This window comes from Bradyrhizobium erythrophlei, from assembly GCF_042430365.1.
Classification (GTDB): domain Bacteria; phylum Pseudomonadota; class Alphaproteobacteria; order Rhizobiales; family Xanthobacteraceae; genus Bradyrhizobium; species Bradyrhizobium erythrophlei.
The window spans coordinates 13,324-34,722 of the sequence record NZ_JBHMET010000259.1 but is presented as its reverse complement, the minus strand read 5'-3'; the positions used below and the strand labels follow the sequence as shown (position 1 = coordinate 34,722).

Here is a 21,399-nt window from a genome sequence, read left to right as displayed (position 1 = left end):
TCAGAGAAACAGGCCGCGCCGCGCGAACAGCGGGGCATCGCTGCTCTCGAACAGGGGCTCGACGGTCTGGTGAATCGCATCGACGTCGCGCACGGCGCGCGCCGATCCCATGATCAGGGGCACGCGCTGGTGCGGCGTGCGTGCCGACAATTCGAGGATACGCGCCCGGCCGCTCGAGGCCGCGCCGCCCGCCCACTCCATGATCAGCGCGATCGGATGCGCCTCATAGAGCAGCCGCAGCCGGCCCTCGCGATAGCCGGGGCGCGCGTCGGCCGGATAGAGGAACACGCCGCCGCGTACCAGGATGCGGTAGGCTTCCGCCACCAGCGAGCCGATCCAGCGCATGTTGAAATCCTGGCCGCGCGCGCCGTTGACGCCGGCGAGGCACTCATCGATGTAGCCTCGCACCGCCCCGCTCCAGTGCCGGCGGTTCGAGGCATTGATGGCAAACTCCGCCGTATCGGGCGGAACCTGAAGATCGCGCCCGGTCAGGACGAACGCGCCGGTCCCTGGATCGAGCGTGAAGCAATCGACACACTGGTCGAACGCCAGCACCAGGACGGTCTGCGGACCGTAGATGAAGCAGCCGGCGGCGTATTGCGCCGTGCCGGGCTCGAAGAAGGTCGAGATGATGTCGCGTCCCTTCGGCCTGATCGAGAAGATCGTGCCGACCGAGATGTTGTTTTCGAGATTGGCCGATCCGTCGAGCGGATCGATCGCGACGCAGAGCGGCGCGTCGGCGTCGAGCGTCTCCGGCAGTTCCGCCTCCTCGGAGAGCACGGCTGCGACCGGAGCCGTGCGCAGTGCGTCGCGCATCAGGCGGTCGGCGACCAGATCGAGGTCCTTCTGGCGATCGCCGTCCGGATTGGTGCCGCAGCTTTCGCCGGCGATGCCGGCAAGGGAACCGGCCGCGATGATCCGCGCAAGCTCGACCGCCGCGCGCGCCAGCGCCTCGACGACGGACGCCGCGGCGGCGCGGGTCGGATTGTGCTGCGTCGGCCAATCCAGATAGGCATGCAGTGCAGGACGGATATCCACGGGTCTCTCCCTTTTGATCCTGCCCTCTTCGCCGAGGCGGTGATCGCGCGACCCACGAACCGGGGTCGCCTTCCGCGCTATCAACGCGCGGATTGCCGAATTAGGGAAATTTTATTATCTTAGGTGATGCCAAAGTATTTCTTATGGAGCTTGCGATGGCCGGACACTTCGCGCGAGACCTCACGATCCGCCAGCTTCGTGCGCTGTCCGCCGTGCAGGCGGCCGGCTCGATCACCGCGGCCGCCAACCGCCTCAACCTCACCCAGCCGGCGGTGACGTTGCAGCTTCGTAATCTCCAGGCGCTCGCAGGCATGCCCCTGATCCAGCGTACCGGCGACGGCATCGTGCTGACGGATGCAGGCGCCCATGTGCTGGCACTGGTCGAGCGGATCGAGGCCGCGCTGCTCGATTGCGAGCAGTCGCTGGACCTGATCGCGGGCCGCAGCGGCGGGCGCGTCTCGATGGGCGCCGTCAGCACCGCGAAATATTTCGTGCCCTATGCGATCGCGGCATTCTCGCGCCGCTTTCCCAAGATCGAGGTCATGCTCAGGATCGGCAACCGCGAGGAAATCCGCGATGCGCTGCGCGGCTACGATCTCGACATTGCCATCATGGGACAGCCACCCGCGGACGTGGACGTCGAGATGCGGCCGCTCGGCCGGCATCCGCACTTCATCGTCGCCGCGGCCGACCACCGGCTGGCGCGACGCCGGCACGTCGCCCCGATCGAACTGGCCGATGAGACCTTCATCACCCGCGAACGCGGCTCAGGCACGCGGATGCTGATGGAACAGTTCTTCCTGAAGGCGGAGCTGACGCCGAAGATCGGCATGGAGATGGACAGCAACGAGACCATCAAGCAGGCGGTCATGGCCGGGCTCGGCGTCGCCTTCATCTCGCAGCACACCGTGTTCCACGAGTTGGAGGACGGCCGCCTCGTGGTGCTCAAGGTGAAGGGCCTGCCGGTCATCCGCCAGTGGCACGCGATCCGCCGCGCCGACAAGATCCTGCTGCCGCCCGCGCAGGCGGTGATGGACTTCCTTGGCAAGGACGGCTGGCGCTATCTGCCGAACACCCGCTAGCGAGATCGCAAGCGCAGCCACGCCCACGCGACGATCGCCACCGGCGAGGCGACCGCGCCCCAGGAGAAATAGCGCCCGGGATCGCCGCAAAGCAGGGCGGCCAGCAGGCCGGAGGTGGTCAGTCCGGCAATGACGATCGGCACGCCGAGGTTCGTCCAGCGCTGCGGCCGGTGATGTCCTGCCTTCATGGCGCCAACGCCATCTGGCCCGCCGCAACCGCTGCGCGTCCTCGCTTCCGCCGCCGCGCCAACCAGAGATAGAGGCCGCTGCCGATCACGATGATCGTCAGCACGTCCAGGATCGCCCAGATGATCTTCAGCGGCATGCCGCCATAGTCGCCGAAATGCAGCGGCTGCGAGATCAGGAGCGCCTGCAGATAGGCCGGCAGCGCGCGCGTGTCCGACACCTCGGCAGTCTCGCCGTCGAGCAATACGGGCTTAAGCAGGCGCGAGGTCAGCGGTGTATCGCCGCGCATGAACGCCGCATAGTGATGCGACGAGGTGAACGGCGTCCCCGGATAGGCGACGAAGGCCACATCCATGCCCGGCGCGGCCGCCTTGGCATGCGCCACCACCTCATCAAGCGACGCGAGCATCGCCGGCGGCGGCTTGCCGGCATAGGGCTTCACCATCTCGGCAAGCTCGGTCGCCTTCCACTGGTTCAGCATCAGCTCGGCCCAGGTGTTGACGACGCCGGTGAGACCGACCACCAGCGCCCAGGCGATGGTGACCACGCCGATCAGGTTGTGCCAATCGAGCCAGGCCACGCGACGCGCGGATCGGTCGCGAATGTTGGCAAATCGCAGGCGGCGCGTGAACAGCCAGTACAGCACCACGCCCGAGACAATCGCCACCGCAAACAACAGGCCCATGGCACCAAGGAACAGCTTGCCGGCTTGCCCCGCGAACATGTCGGTGTGCAGCTTCAGCACGATCAGCATCGGGCCGACGCCGACGAGCCCCAGCGGCTTTGTCGTGCGCGCATCGAACGCGCGCACGGTGGCATCATCGGGCTTGCCGTCCGGTGCGGTGTTGGTGAATCCCATGACGATGCCGGGCTCGTCCTTGTCCCAGGAGACGTACTGCATCACACGGCCCGGATCGGCCGCAAGCGCCGCGCGCACGATCTCCTGTGCGGGCGCACGCGGCCGCCCCTCCGCCACCTCCGGCTGCGGCGCATACCCGAGCGCCTCGTCGATCTCGTGGTGGAAGATCAGCGGCAGCCCGGTGAGGCAGAGCAAGAGGAGGAATACGGTCGAGATCAGGCTGGTCCAGGTGTGGACCAGCGACCAGATCCTAACCGTGCGCGCCTTCAAGCATCCCTCCCCGTCACCATTTGTAGCCGAGGCTTGCGGTGATCCGCCGCCGGTCACCGTAGAAGCAGGCGGTCGCCGATGCACAGCTCGCGACATAGATGGTGTCGGCGATGTTGATGACATTCAGCGCCGCGCGCCAGCCTTGCCACTCGCAGTGAACAGCGGCATCTGCGAGCACCACCGACGGCACCGCCAGCGTGTTCGCGGGATCGGCAAAGGAGGAGCCGACGTACCGCACGCCGCCGCCGAAACCGAAGCCGCTCAGCGGCCCCTGCTGGAACGTGTAGTCGCCCCACACCGAGGCCATCTGCCGCGGCGTGTTGGTCGGTGCCTTGCCGATCAGCGCCAGATTGAGATCCTTGCTGATGAACAGATTGTAGGCGGTGAAGGCGCCGATCAGCTTCAGCCCGGGCATGACGTTGGCGACGGCTTCCAGCTCGAAGCCGCGCGACGTGACCTCGCCGCTCTGGGTTTGCAGCAGCGCGTTGCCGGGATCGGTCGTCAGCGCATTCTGCCTCTTCAGGTCGAACCAGGCGGCCGTGACGTGCCCATCGAAGCCGTTGGGCTGGAACTTGACGCCGACCTCGGTCTGCTGGCCGGTCTCTGGCAGCAGCAGCTGGTTCGCGGCATTGACGCCGATCACGGGGTTGTAGCTCGTCGCATAGGAGACGTAGGGCGCAAGGCCGTTGTCGAAATTGTAGATCAGCCCGGCGCGGCCGCTGAACCTGCTGTCGTGACGGTTGAGCAGCGTGACGCCGCTCGGCCGATCATCCTGGCTGGTCGAGACCCAGTCGTTGCGGCCGCTCAACACCAGCGTGAAGCCGCCAAACTTCATCTGATCCTGCAGATACGTACCCAGCTGCTGCTGGCTGATGATGAAGTTGCGGAACGGCGTGGTCGTGAACGGCAGGCTGCCGAGACCGTATACCGGATTGAACACGTTGATCGACGGCGTGGTGCCGAACTGGAAGATCTGGTAGTCGTTGATCCGGTAATCCTTCAGGTCGACGCCGAACAGCGTCGTGTGTTTGACCGGACCGGTATCGAATCGATATTCGAGCTGGTTGTCGAGGTTGGCTTGATTGGCCGTGTTCTTCGCATACCAGTTGTAGCGGCCGATGTCGCCGGCCGCGATGTTGGTGTAACCATTGCCGACCAGGCCCGGGTAAGTGACGTCGACATGGGCGAAGCGGGCATTCTGGCGGAGAGTGACGTTGTCGGAGAGATTGCGCTCGAACTGGTAGCCGAGCATCTCCTGCTCGCGCGCGAATCTGTCGATCGTGGGATCGCCGACGAACAGTTTTGTCGGGATGCGACCGAACGGCGCGTCCGTGACGGTGCCGACATAGGGCAGGAAGTTGATGCTGCGCGCTTCGTTCCGCGAGGCCGACGCGAGCACGGTGAGGGTGGTGTCTTCGTCCGGCTTCCAGGTCACCGACGGCGCGATGAAGTAGTTGTTGTCGGGTGTGAAGTTGACCTGGGTGCCGCCGTTCTGGACCTGTCCCACGACGCGATAGAACAGCTTGCCGTCCTGCGGTTGCGTCGCGACCGGCCCGCCAACATCGAAGCCGACATAGGCATTGCCGAAATTGTTGACACCGGCCTCGATGTAGCGGATCGGCTCGGCTGGCGGCATCTTGCTGATCGCATTGACGATGCCGCTCGGGCTGGAGCCGCCATAGAGCACCGCCGACGGCCCGCGCAGCACCTCGACACGCTCGAGATTGAACGGTTGCAGCTTCCAGCTCGCATAGGAGGTGTAGAACAGCTGCAACCCGTCGAGGAACAGGCCAACATCGTCGGATTTGAAGCCGCGGATCAGGAACCAGTCGTTGCGTGTATCCGGGCCGAAGGTTCCTGCAAGAACGCCAGCCGAATAACGCAGCGTTTCGTCGAATCTCGCGGGCTTCTGATCGCGGATCTGATCGCGACCAACCACGGACACCGACTGCGGCGTCTCCATGATCGGCGTGTTGGTCTTGATCCCGGAGGAGCTGCGGTTGGCGACGTAACCCTGGATCGGTCCGCGCGGGCTCTCGACAAGACCGGCATTGCGAGCCGGCGGCGGCTTTTGCGGCGTCTGCGGCTGCGCTGCGCGCTGGATGTGGCGTGGCGCACCAGCCGTCGAACGCCGCCGTGGTTCGGGAGACGCAACGACGACAGGTGGCAGCGACTGCACGCCCGATGATGACGACGGCGCCGTCGTTTGCGCAAATGATGCCTGCGGCAATAACGCCAACGCGGACACGGACGCCGACGCGGCGATCCGCAACATTCCAATTGAATTCAACGCGCCCTATCCCAACTGCAACGGAGTTCCTGTCACGCCGCTGTTGTTGTTTCGACGACGTGCCGCTGCTGGACGGTTACGCGAGCAATGAAGATTCCTCTAATTGAAAACCTCTTAGAAAAACTCTTAGAGCGCATCGCGCGTTACGCGTTTGCCGCGCGACAACGGGCTTCCACGCGCATCGTGATAGATGGTGGCGGAACTCGCTGCCCACCGAATACGTGTACGCACGTACAAAGGACGCGTCGAGCCTGCTCAATCTAGGGTCCGAAGCTCGACCGGCTTTGGATCTTCCACGCGCCGTCGAGCAGACTCAGCACGTAAAGGGAATCGTAGACGCCGATGATCGAGCCGTTCTCGCGGTAGCGCGTGTAGCGGACGGCGTAGTGCGCTTTCACAGGTGAGGATTGCACAAGCTTCGTCTCGTTCCACGCGCTGTGGTGCCAGCCGTCCTGCTTGCGCAAGCGGTCGAACAGGTCCATCGGGTTGTTGCCCGCCTGCTGGTAGACGGTGACGGTGCCACCGGCGATCCGCACATGCGGGAAGTGCATCAATGCGTCCATCGCGGAAGCATCGTACCGATTGAGCGCAGCCATCCAGCGCGTCAGCACGCCCCCGCATCTCGCCTCGTCTTCCCGTGAAATCTGCGCCTCGACGCTGAATGTTGCGGCCGGCTCCGACATCATGCGGCTCCACTTGGCTTGTGGCTTTGGTCACTCTGGACGGCGCATCCCGTCAGGAACAGCGCCGCGCAGGCCCTGGCACGCGCTTCGAGCTCGCCGCGCTGCGGCAGCGGCTTGTGCCCGAACATCACGGCGCGCTGCGGCTGGAACACGAACATGCCGAGCAGCATGCCCGCAGCCGACTGACTGTCGTCGAGTACGATCCGTCCGCGCTTCCGTTGGATGTCCAGCCACGCGGCCAGCGCACCGATGGCGCGCTGCATGGCCTTCTCGTAGAACATCTCGGCGAGGTCGGGAAATTTGTCGCTCTCGGCCAGGATGATGCGTTGCAGGGCGATGACCTCGCCATCGAGCACGAGATCGGCACAGACCAGCAACGCCGCCCGCAGCGCAGCTTCGATATCGCGCTCGTCGCATGCACCGAGATTGACGATCGAGACGAACCGATCCATCCGGTCAGTGACCATGCCCTCGAACAGCGCCAACTTGGTTGGAATCAGCCGGTAGAGCGTCTTGGTGGAAACGCCGGCGCGGCAGGCGACATCAGCGATATTGGCCGCAGCGAAACCGCGCTCCGCGAACTCATGCCGTGCGGCCTCGTAGATCACCGCGCGCGTCTCATCGTCGGAACGCAGCTGCGGCCGCCCACGGCCACGCCGCTCCTGCGCCTGCGCCGGCGCGCCTCCCGCTGACTGCTCTTTGCCTTTCGTGCTCATCCCGTCATCCGAGCCATGCTTTTAGATGATGCCTGTCATTCCATTGACAGACCCTATATGGGCTCTATTTTGGAAAACATCAAGTTTCCTAATTGTCCGAGCACCCTGCAACGAGAATTCGCAAGCCTTCACAAATGGATAGAAGGATCAGGAGCGCCACCATGCCCCAACATTCCACGTCTTTTGAGGCCGAGAGCCAGGTTCCGGCCGACACCGCCAAGCAATTGATCGCAAATCCTGCAACTGCCGCGCCGACCCCTCCCCCCGCCAAGGCGAAAGGCAAGCTCCGCCGCCTGTTGCTCGCAAGCGCCGCGGTAGCCGCGCTGGCCGGAGCTGCCTGGTATGGCTGGGACTATTGGACCGTCGGTCGCTTCCTCGTCTCCACTGACGACGCTTATGTGAAGGCCGACAACACGACGATCGCGCCGAAGGTGTCGGGCTATCTCAGTAACGTGCTGGTGGGCGACAATGAGCATGTGCGTGCCGGCCAAGTGCTGGCGCGGATCGACGATCGCGATTTCAAGGTCGCACTGGAGCAGGCCAAGGCCGATGTCGCCGCAGCCGAGGCTGCGATCGCAAGCAAGCGCGCCCAGCTCGAGGTGCAGCAGTCCGTGATCGAGGCGGCCCGGGCGACGCTCGCGGTCGACACCGCGACGCGAACCTTCGCCGCACAGGAGAACAAGCGCTACACCGACCTCGCCGGCACCGGCTTCGGCAGCGTCCAGAACGCGCAGCAGGCGCAATCGCGCTACGCCAGCGCTGAGGCCGCCGTGGCGCGCGACACCGCGAACCTCGCCTCCGCCCTGCGCCAGGTGGAGCTGCTCAAGGCCGATATCGCCCAGGCCGTCGCGGCTTCCGCGCGGGCATCCGCCTTGCAGCGCCAGGCCGAGCTCAATCTCGGCTATACGACGATCACCGCGCCGATCGATGGCGTCGTCGGCAACCGCACGCTACGCACCGGTCAGTTCGTCCAGGCCGGCACGCAGCTGATGTCACTGGTGCCGGCGTCCGGGGCTTACGTGATTGCCAATTTCAAGGAGACCCAGCTCACCGACGTCCGCAAGGGCCAGTCGGTCGAAATCGCCGTCGACATGTTCCCAGGACAGGTCGTGCGCGGCCATGTCGACAGCCTCGCGCCTGCGAGCGGCCAGGAATTCGCGCTGCTGCCGCCCGATAACGCGACCGGCAACTTCACCAAGGTCGTGCAGCGCATCCCTGTGAAGATCATGCTCGACGCCACACCGGTCGAGTTGCGGCCGGGCATGTCCGTGATCCCGACCATCGCGACGCTGTCGCGTCCGGCGGACGCACCCCATTCCAACACCTCGTCGAAAGTCGCTGTCGCCTCATCCAATAGGTGATGTCATGTCCGACCTTGCTCTCTCGTCGTCGGCGTCCGCGCCCCCCGCCGTGGCACCCGCTGCCGCTAATCCCGATCGCGCCAGCATGGCCGTCTGGGTCTCGACCCTCGCGGCCATGATCGGGGCGTTCATGGCGATCCTCAACATCCAGATCACCAACGCCTCGCTGCTCAACATCGAGGGCGGCATCGGGACCGGCGTCGACAACGGCTCCTGGATCTCGACCTCCTACCTGATCGGCGAGATCGTGGTGATCCCGCTGACCGACTATCTGAGCCGCGTGTTTTCTTTCCGCAGGATCATGATCGGCCATGCGGCCCTGTTCGCCGTGTTCTCGATCGCGTGCGCCTTCACCCACGACCTGCCCTCGATGATCGCGATGCGCGGCCTGCAGGGCTTCTTCGGCGGCGTGCTGATCCCGATGGCCTTCACGCTCGTCTTCACCAAGCTGCCGAAGCCGCAGCAGCCGATCGGCCTCGCCATGTTCTCGCTTGCCGTGACCTTTGCGCCGGCGATCGGCCCGACCATCGGCGGCTACCTCACCGAGAATTACGGCTGGCAGACCATCTTCTTCGTTAACGTGATCCCGACCGCGGTGATGGTCGCGACGCTCTTTGTAACGCTCGAGCGGCAGCCGATGCAGCTCGGCCTCCTCAAGGAGGGGGACTGGCTCGGCATCATTACCATGGCGATCGGTCTCTCCGCGCTGCAGGCCGTGCTCGAGGAGGGCAACAAGGACGACTGGTTCGGCTCGCCCTTCATCGTCAAACTCGCAATCGTCGCCGCCGTCAGCCTGGCGCTGTTCGTCTGGATCGAGCTCGCGGTGGAGAAGCCGCTGATCCGGCTCCGGCTGCTCACCCAGCGCAGCTTCGGTTTCGGCACGATCTCGGCGGTGTTTGTCGGCTTCGCGCTGTTCGGCTCGGTCTATCTCCTGCCCGCCTATCTCGGCCAGGTGCAGCGCTACAATGCCGAACAGATCGGCCAGGTGCTGGCCTGGACCGGCCTGCCGCAACTGCTGCTGATCCCGCTGGTCCCGAAACTGATGCAGCGCTTCGATGCGCGCTTCATCGCCTTCGTCGGCATGATGCTGTTCGCGGTCTCCTCCTTCATGAACATTGCGATGTCGCTCGACTACTCCGGCGACCAGTTCTTCATCCCGAACATCGTCCGCGCCATCGGCCAGGCGCTGATGCTGGCGCCGCTCAGCGCGGTCAGCCTCGGCAGTGTCGCGCCGCAGGATGCGGCCGCCGCCTCGGGCATCTCCAACATGATGCGCAACCTCGGCGGCGCGATCGGCACCGCGCTGCTCGCCACCATCGTGACCAAGCGCGAGCAGTTCCACTCCAATATTATCGGCCAGTCGGTCGACCTCGGCCGCGAGGAGGTGCGCAGCAGGATCGGCGAGATCGCCGCCTACTTCCAGGCCCACGGCGTCACCGACCCGGCCACCGCGCACCATCAAGCGATCGTGGCACTCGGCGGCATCGTCAAACGCCAGGCGCTGGTGCTGGGCTTCAGCGATACCTTCGCCGTGATCGGGATCGTGCTGGTCCTTGCGGCGATCGCGATCCTGCTGACCGGGAAGCCGAAGGGCGCAGCGAGCGGCGGCGGCGCGCACTGATCGCGCCGGCTCCCCTCAGCTCGCCTCGCGCAGCTTGAAGCGCTGGATCTTGCCGGTCTGCGTCTTGGGCAGCGCCTCGACGAAGGAGATCGCACGGGGATATTTGTACGGCGCGATCGTTGCCTTGACGTGATCCTGCAGCAGCTTGACCTCGAGGTCGTCGGACCGCGCGCCCTGCTTGAGCACGATGAAGGCCGAGACGATCTGCCCACGCTCCACATCGGGCGCGCCGATCACGGCGCATTCGGCGACATCGGGATGGCCGAGTAGCGCCGCCTCCACCTCGGGGCCTGCGATGTTGTAGCCCGCCGAGATAATCATGTCGTCGGCGCGCGCGACGAATGACAGGCGACCGTTCTCATCGCTGACGAAGGCATCGCCCGTGATGTTCCAGCCATCGCGAACGTAATTGGTCTGCCGTTCGTCCGCGAGATAGCGGCACCCCGTCGGCCCGCGGACCGCGAGCTTGCCGACGGTGCCGGGCGGCAGCTCATTCATGTTCTCATCGACGATCCTGGCCTCATAGCCGGTGACCGGCGTCCCGGTCGTTCCTCCGACCGCGTTGCCGACGCGGTTGGTGATGAAGATGTGCAGCAATTCCGTGCTGCCGATGCCGTCGAGGATCGGCTTGCCGGTCTTCTTGGTCCAGTTCTCGAACACCGGCGCCGGCAGCGTCTCGCCGGCCGAGACGGCGATCCGCAGCGACGACAGGTCGGCGCCATTGTCCATCGCCGCCATCATCGCCCGGTAGGCGGTCGGCGCGGTGAAGCAGATCGTCGCCTTGTAGGTCTCGATGATCTTGACCATCTCGCTCGGCGCCGCGTTCTCCAGCAGCGTCGCGGTGGCGCCGAAGCGCAGCGGAAAGATCGCAAGTCCTCCGAGACCGAAGGTGAAGGCGAGCGGCGGCGAGCCGACGAACACGTCGTCGGACGTCACCTTGAGCACTTCCTTCGCGTAGCCGTCCGCCACGATCAAGAGGTCACGGTGGAAATGCATCGTCGCCTTCGGCTCACCCGTCGTGCCGGAGGTAAATCCGAGCAGCGCGACGTCGTCGCGGCCGGTCTTCACCGCTTCGAACTTCACCGGCTTGTTCAGCGCGATGCGGTCGAGCTCGGCATCATGATTCGAGGTGCCGTCGAAATTGACAACCTGCCTGAGGAATTTGCTGGTCTTGGCGCAGGCCACCAGCTCATCGGCGATGCGGCTGTCGGTCAGCGCCAGCGCTATCTCCGCCTTGTCAACGATCTTTGCGAGTTCGCCCGCGCGCAGCATCGGCATGGTGTTGACGACGACCGCACCTGCCTTCGTCGCGGCGAGCCAGGCCGCGACCAGCGCCGGATTGTTGCCGGAGCGGATCAGCACGCGATTGCCGGGCTTCACGCCGTAATTCTCCACCAGCGCATGTGCCAGGCGGTTCGACCAGTCGGTCAATTCCTTGTAGGTGCGCTGACGGCCATTGCCGATCAGCGCGATGTTGTCGCCCATCCCCTTCTCGACGATGCGGTCGGTCAATTCGACCGCGACGTTGAGATAGTCGGGATACTGGAATTCCGGCCGGTCGAGCAAAAGCTTCGGCCATTGATGGAATGGCGGCAGATTGCGCCGCGCGAAATCATCTACGTGACCCGACGGGCCAAGCCCGGGAATTTCACCTGACATGCTATTGCCCCTCGCTTTCTATCCAGAAAGGCCAAGACCAATATGAGGACACCCGGCAGCGTTCCAACCGGAAATCATTTTAGACTTAAAATAATTTGGCGCAAGAGTGGAAATCGGAAAATCCCCATCACCTGCTACATCTGTGTGAGCTCCTTCAGTCGCAGGACCATCGGCGCATCCGGGTCGGCAAGCGGCGCAATCGCGGTGAAATGGTTGGCATCAGGCACGATGCCGAGCCGCGTCGCCACACCAGCCCTGCCCCAGACCTCGACGATGGTCCGGCTCTGCCGGTGATACTCTGCGCTCTCGGCGCCACCGACCACAGCGTCGAGCGTCGTGCCGGCGGGCGGCATCCAGAACAGTGGGCTCGCCGCCCGTGCTGCGGCGCGGTCGAGGCCGAGCGCCTTGTTGATCGAGGTCCCGACCAGCGGCTCCAGCTCGAACAACCCGGATATTGCGTAAGCAGCGGTGACCAGATTCCTCGGCAGCGTCGCGTCGTAGGCCGGCCAGTCCGTCGCGAGCATGCATGCGGCAAGATGTCCGCCTGCCGAATGCCCGCTGACCACGAGCGGACGGCCGAGCTTCGCGAGCTCGCGCATCGCCGCGCGCATATGACCGATGATGTCGCTGACCGTGACGTTGGGACAAAGGTCATAGGTCGGCACCGCGACGCTGATGCCATGGGCGTTGAGCCCGCGCGCGCAGTGACTGGAGGAGGAACCGTCCAGGGCCTGCCAATAACCGCCATGGATGAAGACGACGAGCGGGCCGTCGCGGTCAGCCTTGAACAAGTCGATGGTATTGCGGCTGCCCGGACCATAGGTCAGGCGCTGCGGCGGGTGCTGCTCGCGATAGGCCGCAGAGTCCCTCGCCCAGCCGGCCATCAGCGCCGGGTTTTCCGGCACCCGTGCACGGTTGTTGTATTCGACCTCGTAGTCGACCCCGGTCACGGTGCTACGCTGTCCTCGCCTTGGCGGAGCGCTGCGCCGAGCCCTTGGCCTTGGCGAGCAGTCGCATCAATTCACGGATGTCCTTCGGCGAGAGGTCGCCAAAGATATCCGAGATCCACTTCTCGTGCTCGGCGGCCATCTTGCGGAACTCGGCGCGGCCGAGTTTCGTCAGCCGGATGAACTGCACGCGGCGATCCGTCTCCGACGTCCGCCGATCGAGATGGCCGGACTCGACAAGCCGTTCGACCAGCCCGGTGACGTTACCGTTGGAGACCATCATCCGCTTCGACAGGTCCGACAGCGTCATGCCGTCCGAGACCTTGTCGAGCTGGGCCATCAGGTCGAAGCGCGGCAATGTGACGTCGAACTTCTCGCGCAGCCGGCTGCGCACCTCCCCTTCGATCAGGGTCGTGCAGGTCAGGAGCCTGAGCCACAGCCGCAGTTCGGTGCCATGGTCATCGGGCAGTTCGACGGCTTTGGTTTCGGAATCGAGGATCATGCGGCGATCGCGCCTCTGCGGCTAAACCCGGTCAAACCGATTGTTTTGAGCTTCAAGCAATTTTGCGCAAGCTGCAAGGACAATTGCGAATCGAGGCGAATTCGCCGGTCGATTTTGACAAATTCTTTAATCTTCAAGCAATTGGCGCGACGCTTGCATGGGCGACGCCGGCTTGGCAGGCGGGGTTCTTGCTGACGCAACGCCACATCGCTTGCAGCATTCGCGGTCGTCAGAATAAGCTGCGGCCCAAGCGTCAGAACAAGGGTCGGGGGAGCAACATGAAACAACGGATGAAATTGGCGGGACTGGCAGCCCTGCTCGGGGTCGCGATGACGCCTGCGCTCGCGCAGGAGAAGATCAAGATCGGCGTGTTGGTGACGACATCGGGTCCGGCGGCGACGTTGGGGCAGCAGGTGCGCGACGGCTTTGCGCTGGCGGTCAAGGACCTCGGCGGCAAGATGGCCGGCCGCGACGTCGAGATCATCAATGCCGATGACGAGCTCAAGCCCGACGGCGCCGTCACCAAGGTGCGCGGCCTCTTGGAGCGCGACAAGGTCGACTTCGTGGTCGGCCCGATCTTCTCCAACATCCTGCAGGCGATCCACCGCCCGGTCACCGACAACAAGACCTTCCTGATCAGCCCGAACGCCGGCCCCTCGAGCTACGCCGGCAAGGAGTGCAACCCGTTCTTCTATGTGACGTCCTACCAGAACAACCAGGCATTCGAGGTCCTCGGTAAGGTCGCGCAGGACCGCGGCTACAAGCGCCTCTACCTCCTCGTGCCGAACTACCAGGCTGGCCGCGACTCGGTTTCGGGCTTCAAGCTCGACTACAAGGGCGAGATCGTGGAGGAGTCCTACACGCCGCTGAATACGCTGGATTTCCAGCCTGAACTCTCCAAGATCGCCTCGCTGAAGCCGGACGCGCTGTTCACCTTCATGCCAGGCGGCATGGGCGTCAATCTGGTGAAGCAGTACAAGCAGGCCGGCGCCACCGTCCCGGTGCTGTCCGCCTTCACCGTCGACGAATCCACCCTGCCCGCGCAGCAGGACGCCGCGGTCGGCATGTTCGGCGGCGCGAACTGGGCGCCGAACCTCGACAATCCCCAGAACAAGAAGTTCGTCGCCGCCTACGAGGCCGCCTACAACAACGTCCCGGGCACCTACGCCATGCAGGCCTATGATGCCGCGATGCTGATCGACAGCGCGGTCAAGGCCACAAAGGGCGACCTCTCCAACAAGGACGCGGTCGCCGCCGCGCTGAAGAAGGCCGACTTCACCTCGCTGCGTGGTAACTTCAAGTTCAACACCAACGGCTATCCGATCCAGGACTTCTACCTCACCAAGGTCGCGAAGCGGCCGGACGGCAAGTTCCAGACCGAGATCGTGGAAAAGGTCTTTTCGAACTACGGCGATCGCTACGCCAAGGACTGCGCAGCCAAGTAGATCACAGGAGAGAATATGGTCATGAAAGACGAGATCGCCGGCATCACCCGCGCCAATGAGGGCATCCAGGGCATTTCCTGGAGCATCCTCGGCCAGACCTACGTGCCGAAGAGCCGTACCGAACATTCCTTCTCCTGGCACGCGACGTTCCCGCCGGGCACGTTCGTTCCTCCGCATATCCATCCCGACCAGGACGAGTACCTCTACATCCTCGAGGGCAAGCTCGATTTCATGCTCGACGGCGCCGATGAATCCGCGACCCCTGGCGATCTCGTGCGCTTGCCGATGGGCAAGCCGCACGGCATCTTCAACAAGTCGCAGCAGCCGGCGAAGACCTTGTTCTGGGTGTCGCCGACGAAGAGGCTCTACGACCTGTTCTGGGCGATCCACAACATGAAGGAGCAGAACCCGGATGACGTGGTGCGGCTCGCCGCCGAACACAATATCCACTTCCTGCCGCCGCCTCCGGCGTAACCCTCCCTCCGGTTGCTACTGCCGCGCCACCACGCGCGCGGCGAAGCCGGCCTTCGCGGCATAGCCGCGCACGATCGCCTCGCGCGCCTCGTAGTTGAGGATGGTGTCGACGTCGGTGAAGCCCTGCGGCGCTAGTTGCTCGACGGCGTCGATCACGCCTTCCGGCCCGCCGCGGCGGTTGGAGGCGACGATGTCGGCGGTCATCGGCAGGCGCTGCCGCTCATAGGCGACCAGCGCCTGGCGCGGATGCTCCGCGCGCGCCAGCATGTCCGCCAGGCACCGCGCATCGAGAATAGCCTGCGACGCGCCGTTCGAGCCGACCGGATACATCGGGTGCGCGGCATCGCCGAGCAGCGTGACGCGGCCGTTCGACCAGTAGGGCAGCGGATCGCGGTCGCAGCACGGATACTCCCAGAACTCCGGCGTCGCGTTGATCAGGCCGGTGAAATCGACCTGCGGGATCGTGAAGCTCGTCACGTAAGGCATCATCTCCTCGCGCCGGCCGAGGTTCGACCACCCCTCGCGGCGCGGCGGCGGCGACGAGCCGTCGCCGATCCTCACCAGCACCGCCCAGTTGGTGAGCCGGCTGGCCGGGCTCGATCCCGCCGCTATCGGATAGATCACGGCCTTCGCGTTCAACCCGCCGGCGATGATCATCGAACGCCCGGTCAGGAACGCCGGCCAGTCCGTCGCTCCGCGCCACAGCATCAGCCCGTTCCAGCACGGCCCGCCTTCGTCCGGGAACAGCGTCTGCCGCACCTTGGAATGAATGCCGTCGGCGCCGATCAGGATGTCGCCGCGCGCGGTGTGGACATGGCTGCCGCTGCGATCGAAGAAATAGGCCGAGACGCCGCCCTCGTCTTGCGTGAACGCGCCGAGCCGGCAGCCGGTGTGGATCGCATCTGCACCGAGGCGCTCGACCACGGCCTGGTGGATCACACCCTGCAGGCGGCCGCGATGGATCGAGAATTGCGGCACCTCGTAGCCTGCGTCGAGCCCGCGCTTCTCGTGCCAGACCTGCTGGCCGTGCCGCGTCAGGTAGAACAGCTCGTAGGTGCGGATCGCGACGTCGTCGAGCCTATCCAGCAAGCCGAGCCCGGCCAGCTCGCGGATCGCATGCGGCAGCGTGTTGATGCCGACGCCGAGCTCGCGGATGGTCTCGGACTGTTCGTAAAGTTCGCAACTGATGCCGCGCGCACGCAGCGTCAGCGCGGTGGTGAGGCCTCCAATTCCGCCTCCGACGATAATCGCCTTCATCGTCCTCTACTCCACTCAAAACACGACGTTTTTACGCTTTCCCTAGGGTCGCACGGCGCCTCGCCCGGCCGCAAGCGGCTTTGGCGGCCCGAACCTGTGCAGGCCCGCGATGATTGGGCTTAGGCTTAACATTGCTTCAGCGTACTCCGCTCTATGCCCGTCACCCTGAGGAGCCGCGAAGCGGCGTCTCGAAGGGCGACGGCCACCAGCCGGGCCGTTCACCCTTCGAGACGCGCTTACGCGCTCCTCCAGCGACAACGGCGAAGCCGTTGCGCGGGGGTGACGGGACTGGAACGGGCGTTCATCCATCAATCCGGCACCACTGCGATCGCCTGGATCTCCACCTTGGCGCGGTCCTCGATCAGGCCGGCGACCTGGATCGCGGTCATCGCCGGAAAGCGCCGGCCCATCACGTCGCGATAGACCGCGCCGATCTCCTTCAGACGGGCGGAGTATTCCTTGCGGTCGAGCAGGAACCAGGTCATCGACACGATGTGCTCGGGTCCTGCCCCGCCGGCGGCGGCGACCGCGACGATGTTCTGCAAGGTCTGCTTGATCTGCGCGACGAGGTCATCCGTCTCGAAGACGCATTGCGCGTTCCAGCCGATCTGGCCGGCGATGAAGATCTGCTTGCCGCGCGCGGCCACGCCGTTGGCGTAGCCGATCGGCTTCGCCCATCCTTCCGGTTGCAGGATCTCGATCATCTCAATTGCCCTCAAAGGCCGGCTTCTGCTTGGCGGCAAACGCCTCGAAGGCGCGGCGGAAATCGCCGGTCACCATGCAGATCGCCTGCGCCTGTGCTTCCGACTCGATCATCTCGTCGACGCCCATCGCCCATTCCTGGTTGAACATGGTCTTTGTCACCCCATGCGCGAACCACGGCCCGTCCGCGAGCGAACGCGCCAGCTCATGTGCCGCGGCGGAAAGCTCGGCCGCCGGCACGAGGCGATTGTGGAAGCCCCAGGCGAAGCCTTCGTCGGCGCTCATCGCGCGGCCGGTGTAGAGCAGGTCGGCCGCATGGCCCTGCCCGATCACACGCGGCAGCAGGCCGCACGCGCCCATGTCGGCGCCGGCCAGTCCCACGCGGGTGAACAGGAACGCGGTCTTGGCCTGCGGCGTCGCGAGGCGAAGGTCGGAAGCCAACGCCAGCATCGCGCCGGCGCCGGCACAGATGCCGTCGATCGCGGCGACGATGATCTGCGGGCATTTGCGCATCGCGCGCACCACCTCGCCGGTCATGCGGGTGAAGGCGAGCAGGTCCGGCATCGCCATCCGCGTCAGCGGCTCGATGATCTCGAACACGTCGCCGCCGGAGCAGAAATTGCCCTCCGCGCCGGTCAGCACGATCGTGCGCACGTCCGACGCATATTTGAGATTTGTGAAGAGGTCCCGCAGCTCCTCGTAGGAATCGAAGGTCAGCGGGTTCTTCTTGTCCGGGCGGTTCAGCGTGATGGTCGCAACACGGCCGGTCGCGTCGGTCGACCAGCGGAAATGCTTGGCGGGATAATCCTTGAACGGACGGAGCTTTGCTTTCATCTCAGACATGACGTTTTTCCTTCACCCGGTAAGGACTTCGCCGCCGGCCACCGCCACGGCTTGTCCGTTGATTGACGATGCGCCCACCGAGGCGAGCCAGAGGATGGCATCGGCCACCTCCTCCGGCGTCACCAGCCGTTGCATCGGATTGACCTTGGCCAGCGCCGCGCGCGCCTCGTCCTCGCTGCGCCCGGTCTTGGCGACGATGTTGGCTGTGGCATCCGCCACCAGCGGCGTATCGGTATAGCCGGGGCACACCGCGTTCACGGTGACGCCGCGCCGCGCATACTCCAATGCCAGCGCACGCGTGAGGCCAATGACGCCGTGCTTGGCGGCGACATAGGCCGAGACGTAGGCGTAGCCGGTGAGCCCCGCGGTCGAGGCGACGTTGATCACGCGCCCGCGTCCGCGCTTGGCCATTGCGGGAAGCACGGCGTGCGTCACCAGGAACACGCTGGAGAGGTTGCTCGCCAGCATGTCGGCCCAGAGCGCGGTATCCGTTTTGTCGAACGGCGCGCTGGCGGCCTTGCCGGCGTTGTTGACGAGGATGTCGATCGGGCCTGCGTCCGCTTCGATCTGCGCAACACCTTTGGCGACAGCGGCTTCGTCCGTCACGTCGATGGCGACCACGGCGCCGGTGCGATCGCCGAGCGACGCGGCGGTGGTCTTGAGGGCCTCGATCCGACGGCCGGCGACGCTGACGCGCACGCCGGCTTTTGCCAACGCAATCGCCGTCGCGGCACCGATGCCGGAACCGGCGCCGGTGACAAATGCGTGCCCGTTGGGCCAGAAGCTCGTCATGACTTCCCTCCCGCCGCCGCAGCTCGCTCCAGATTGGCCTCATATTGCGACTTGCCCGACAGATACTGCTTCGGCCAGGCGATCGCCTTCACGCCGATCTTGGCGGCCTCGTGCAGCGTCCAGGCCGGGTCGGCAAGATGCGGGCGCGCGATGGCGCAGAGATCGGCGCGGCCGGCGGCGATGATCGAATTGGCGTGGTCGGCCTCCGAGATCGCGCCGACCGCGATGGTGGCGATGCCGACCTCGTTGCGGATCTTGTCGGCGAACGGGGTCTGGTAGAGCCGGCCATAGATCGGGTGGTCGTCGGCCCACACCTGCCCCGACGAGCAGTCGATCAGGTCGGCACCTTCGGCCTTGAACAGCTTTGCGATTTCGAGCGCGTCTTCCGGCGTATTGCCGCCCTCCGCCCAGTCGTGACAGGAGAGCCGCACCGACATCGGTCTGTCCTCCGGCCACACCGCGCGGATGGCGCGGAACACCTCCAGCGGAAAGCGCGCGCGATTTGCGATCGATCCGCCGTACGCATCGGTGCGGCGGTTGGTCAGCGGCGAGAGAAAGCTCGACAGCAGATAGCCGTGGGCGCAATGCAGCTCGAGGATGTCGAAGCCGGCCTTCACGCCACGCCTGGCAGCCGCGACGAATTGCTCGCGAACCTCGTCCATCTCGGCGCGGGTCATCGGCGTCGGCACGTGGCCGTCGGGGAGATACTTAACGGCCGAGGCCGAGACCACCGGCCAGTTGCCCTCGGGCAGCGGCACGTCCATGCCTTCCCAGGCCACGCGGGTCGATCCCTTGCGGCCGGAATGGCCGAGTTGGAGGCCAATCTTGGCCTGCGAATTACGATGCACGAAATCGACGATCCGCTTGTAGGCCGCAGCCTGCTCGTCGTTCCAAAGGCCGCAGCAGCCGGGCGTGATCCGCGCCTCCGGCGAGACGCAGGTCATCTCGGTGAACAGCAGCCCGGCACCGCCGAGCGCGCGGGAGCCGATATGCACGAGATGGAAGTCGTTCGGCACGCCCTCCTCGGCCGAATACATCGCCATCGGCGAGACGATGATGCGGTTGTCGAGCGACAGCCCGCGGATGTGGAACGGCGTCAGCATCGGCGGCGTGACGCGGTCGTTGGTCTCGGGCAATCCGCTCTTCTCGGCGAACCAGCGCTCATAGCCTTCGAGCCAGTCCTTGTCGCGCAGGCGCAAATTCTCGTGGCTGATGCGCTGCGAGCGGGTCAGCAGCGAATACATGAACTGCTCGGGCTCCAGCGTATCGGCATAGCGGGAGCCGACCACCTCGAACCATTCCATCGCGTTGCGCGCGGCGTTCTGGATCCGCGCCACGTCGACGCGGCGCAGCTCCTCATAGGCGGCGAGCACTGCGGGAATGTTCTGCTTGACGGCGCCATGTTTTTTGAACTGGTTGGTCAGCTCGATTGCATCCTCAAGCGCGAGCTTCGTGCCCGAGCCGATCGCGAAATGCGCGGTGTGAGCGGCGTCCCCCATCAGCACGACATGGCTCGAGCCATTGAACACGGACCACTTGCCGCAGATCAATCGCTGGAAGGACAGCCAGGCCGAGCCGCGCAGGTGACGCGCGTTGGAGACCAGATGATGCCCTTCAAGAATTTCGGAGAACACGCTCTCGCAGAACGCGATCGAGGCATCCTGGTCCATCTTGTCGAGGCCATGGGCGAGATAGGCCTCCTCGGTGGTCTCGATGATGAAAGTCGAGGCGCCCTCTTCGAACTTGTAGATATGAGCCTGGAACCAGCCGTGCTCGGTCTTGCGGAAGTCGAAGGTGAAGGCGTCGAACTGCTTGTTGGTGCCGAGCCAGATATAGCGGTTCGGCCGCGTCAGCATGTCGGGCTGGAAGGTCTCGACATATTTGTTGCGGATCCTCGAGTTGACGCCGTCGGCGGCGACGATCAGGTCGGCGTCGGGGAACTCGAGGTCGGAATTCACCTCGCGCTCGAAGATCAGCTCGACGCCGAGCTCCTCGGCCCGCGCCTGCAGGATGTTGAGCAGCCGCTTGCGGCCGATGCCGACAAAGCCGTGGCCGGTGGTGCGCATGCGCCGGCCCTTGATCAGGACCTCGATGTCGTCCCAGTGGTTGAAGGCCTGCTCGATCGTCTCTGATGTGACCGGATCCCATTTGCGCATGTTGTCCATGGTCGCGTCCGAGAACACGACGCCGAAGCCAAACGTGTCGTAGGGCCGGTTGCGCTCGACCACGGAGATCCGGTGCGCGGGATCCAGCATCTTCATCAGGATGCCGAAGTAAAGCCCGGCCGGCCCGCCTCCAATGCAAACGATGCGCATGGCGTTCTCCCGTTAGCTTCGGCGGCCGGAGGGTCCTGGCGCGGGCAGCGTTCCCCATGGGCCGATGCCGGATATTATTTTATACTTAAAATAATTGTCAAGGGCGGTCCTGCCGCGCTCACCGCCGTCGTCCCGGCGAACGCCGGGACCCATAACCACAGGATCGCGTTGTTGGAATGAGCTGTTGTCCCAGCGTCGCGCAACAATTGGTATTTGGGGTTATGGGTCCCGGGTCAAGCCCGGGACGACGTGGCGTTGGTTTTCGGGTTCAACTGTCAAACAGCGGTGAGGATGTGAGATCGCATTCTCGCGACACGATTTGTCCGAGCTTTGCATCTCGTTCCGCCCTCTCCTCTC

The 21,399-nt window shown here is 64.9% G+C and carries 19 protein-coding genes; 5 read left to right on the top strand and 14 right to left on the bottom strand.

From position 1 onward, the window contains the following. The gene (locus ACFFWD_RS39685; protein ID WP_376974897.1) at positions 1-1,032 is read right to left on the bottom strand and encodes a class 1 fructose-bisphosphatase; all 1,032 of its coding nucleotides are present in this window, start codon (positions 1,030-1,032) and stop codon (positions 1-3) included. A gap of 161 nt (positions 1,033-1,193) precedes the next feature. Between ACFFWD_RS39685 and ACFFWD_RS39680 the strand changes: the two genes are divergently transcribed. Then, a complete protein-coding gene (locus ACFFWD_RS39680) occupies positions 1,194-2,120 on the top strand; it encodes a LysR family transcriptional regulator (protein WP_376974835.1) in 927 nt (308 codons plus the stop codon). Here ACFFWD_RS39680 and ACFFWD_RS39675 read toward each other — a convergent pair. The 5 genes from ACFFWD_RS39675 to ACFFWD_RS39655 all read right to left on the bottom strand — a co-directional run bounded on the left by ACFFWD_RS39675 (position 2,117) and on the right by ACFFWD_RS39655 (position 7,124). Beyond that, complete coding sequence (locus tag ACFFWD_RS39675; protein ID WP_376974834.1) at positions 2,117-2,308, bottom strand: hypothetical protein; 192 nt, start codon at positions 2,306-2,308, stop codon at positions 2,117-2,119. The two genes, ACFFWD_RS39680 and ACFFWD_RS39675, sit on opposite strands and share 4 nt — an antisense overlap. Next, positions 2,305-3,435: a PepSY-associated TM helix domain-containing protein gene (locus ACFFWD_RS39670; protein ID WP_376974833.1), complete on the bottom strand. Its 1,131-nt coding sequence runs from the start codon at positions 3,433-3,435 to the stop codon at positions 2,305-2,307. The genes ACFFWD_RS39675 and ACFFWD_RS39670 overlap by 4 nt, the downstream gene beginning before the upstream one ends. A gap of 13 nt (positions 3,436-3,448) precedes the next feature. Further along, positions 3,449-5,710 (bottom strand): TonB-dependent siderophore receptor, encoded by a 2,262-nt coding sequence (locus tag ACFFWD_RS39665; RefSeq protein ID WP_376974896.1) that lies wholly within the window; start codon positions 5,708-5,710, stop codon positions 3,449-3,451. A 275-nt stretch (positions 5,711-5,985) separates the two neighbouring features. Beyond that, on the bottom strand, positions 5,986-6,408 hold the full coding sequence (locus ACFFWD_RS39660) for a DUF6841 family protein (protein WP_376974832.1): 423 nt from the start codon (positions 6,406-6,408) through the stop codon (positions 5,986-5,988). Beyond that, on the bottom strand, positions 6,408-7,124 hold the full coding sequence (locus ACFFWD_RS39655; RefSeq protein ID WP_376974831.1) for a TetR/AcrR family transcriptional regulator: 717 nt from the start codon (positions 7,122-7,124) through the stop codon (positions 6,408-6,410). Before ACFFWD_RS39655 ends, ACFFWD_RS39660 begins: the two co-directional genes overlap by 1 nt. A gap of 161 nt (positions 7,125-7,285) precedes the next feature. Here ACFFWD_RS39655 and ACFFWD_RS39650 point away from each other — a divergent pair, with 161 nt between their 5' ends. Both ACFFWD_RS39650 and ACFFWD_RS39645 read left to right on the top strand, forming a co-directional pair. Then, positions 7,286-8,485, top strand: a complete 1,200-nt coding sequence (locus tag ACFFWD_RS39650) for an HlyD family secretion protein (RefSeq protein ID WP_376974830.1) — start codon at positions 7,286-7,288, stop codon at positions 8,483-8,485. A gap of 85 nt (positions 8,486-8,570) precedes the next feature. Further along, the gene (locus ACFFWD_RS39645; protein ID WP_376974895.1) at positions 8,571-10,106 is read left to right on the top strand and encodes a DHA2 family efflux MFS transporter permease subunit; all 1,536 of its coding nucleotides are present in this window, start codon (positions 8,571-8,573) and stop codon (positions 10,104-10,106) included. A 15-nt stretch (positions 10,107-10,121) separates the two neighbouring features. On the opposite strand, the gene ACFFWD_RS39640 is transcribed toward ACFFWD_RS39645, so the two are convergent. From ACFFWD_RS39640 to ACFFWD_RS39630, 3 genes are all read right to left on the bottom strand, one after another. Further along, positions 10,122-11,765 (bottom strand): AMP-binding protein, encoded by a 1,644-nt coding sequence (locus ACFFWD_RS39640; RefSeq protein ID WP_376974829.1) that lies wholly within the window; start codon positions 11,763-11,765, stop codon positions 10,122-10,124. Between the two features lie 134 nt (positions 11,766-11,899). Beyond that, positions 11,900-12,715 carry an alpha/beta hydrolase gene (locus tag ACFFWD_RS39635; RefSeq protein ID WP_376974828.1) on the bottom strand — a complete coding sequence of 272 codons (816 nt, stop codon included), beginning with the start codon at positions 12,713-12,715 and terminating at the stop codon, positions 11,900-11,902. A gap of 4 nt (positions 12,716-12,719) precedes the next feature. Continuing rightward, complete coding sequence (locus ACFFWD_RS39630; RefSeq protein ID WP_376974827.1) at positions 12,720-13,214, bottom strand: MarR family winged helix-turn-helix transcriptional regulator; 495 nt, start codon at positions 13,212-13,214, stop codon at positions 12,720-12,722. Positions 13,215-13,492: 278 nt separating this feature from the next. Here ACFFWD_RS39630 and ACFFWD_RS39625 point away from each other — a divergent pair, with 278 nt between their 5' ends. Together ACFFWD_RS39625 and ACFFWD_RS39620 are read left to right on the top strand one after the other, a co-directional pair. Then, entirely contained in the window at positions 13,493-14,659 is a 1,167-nt protein-coding gene (locus ACFFWD_RS39625; protein ID WP_376974826.1) for an ABC transporter substrate-binding protein, read from the top strand. Positions 14,660-14,680: 21 nt separating this feature from the next. Further along, the gene (locus ACFFWD_RS39620; protein WP_376974825.1) at positions 14,681-15,133 is read left to right on the top strand and encodes a cupin domain-containing protein; all 453 of its coding nucleotides are present in this window, start codon (positions 14,681-14,683) and stop codon (positions 15,131-15,133) included. Between the two features lie 15 nt (positions 15,134-15,148). On the opposite strand, the gene ACFFWD_RS39615 is transcribed toward ACFFWD_RS39620, so the two are convergent. The 5 genes from ACFFWD_RS39615 to ACFFWD_RS39595 all read right to left on the bottom strand — a co-directional run bounded on the left by ACFFWD_RS39615 (position 15,149) and on the right by ACFFWD_RS39595 (position 21,042). Then, positions 15,149-16,390 (bottom strand): flavin-dependent oxidoreductase, encoded by a 1,242-nt coding sequence (locus tag ACFFWD_RS39615; RefSeq protein ID WP_376974824.1) that lies wholly within the window; start codon positions 16,388-16,390, stop codon positions 15,149-15,151. A 308-nt stretch (positions 16,391-16,698) separates the two neighbouring features. Next, positions 16,699-17,094: a RidA family protein gene (locus ACFFWD_RS39610; RefSeq protein WP_376974823.1), complete on the bottom strand. Its 396-nt coding sequence runs from the start codon at positions 17,092-17,094 to the stop codon at positions 16,699-16,701. Between the two features lies 1 nt (position 17,095). Further along, entirely contained in the window at positions 17,096-17,935 is an 840-nt protein-coding gene (locus ACFFWD_RS39605; RefSeq protein ID WP_376974822.1) for an enoyl-CoA hydratase family protein, read from the bottom strand. Between the two features lie 12 nt (positions 17,936-17,947). Further along, positions 17,948-18,727: an SDR family NAD(P)-dependent oxidoreductase gene (locus tag ACFFWD_RS39600; RefSeq protein ID WP_376974821.1), complete on the bottom strand. Its 780-nt coding sequence runs from the start codon at positions 18,725-18,727 to the stop codon at positions 17,948-17,950. Further along, complete coding sequence (locus ACFFWD_RS39595) at positions 18,724-21,042, bottom strand: bifunctional salicylyl-CoA 5-hydroxylase/oxidoreductase (RefSeq protein WP_376974820.1); 2,319 nt, start codon at positions 21,040-21,042, stop codon at positions 18,724-18,726. Before ACFFWD_RS39595 ends, ACFFWD_RS39600 begins: the two co-directional genes overlap by 4 nt. Positions 21,043-21,399: the final 357 nt, after the last annotated feature.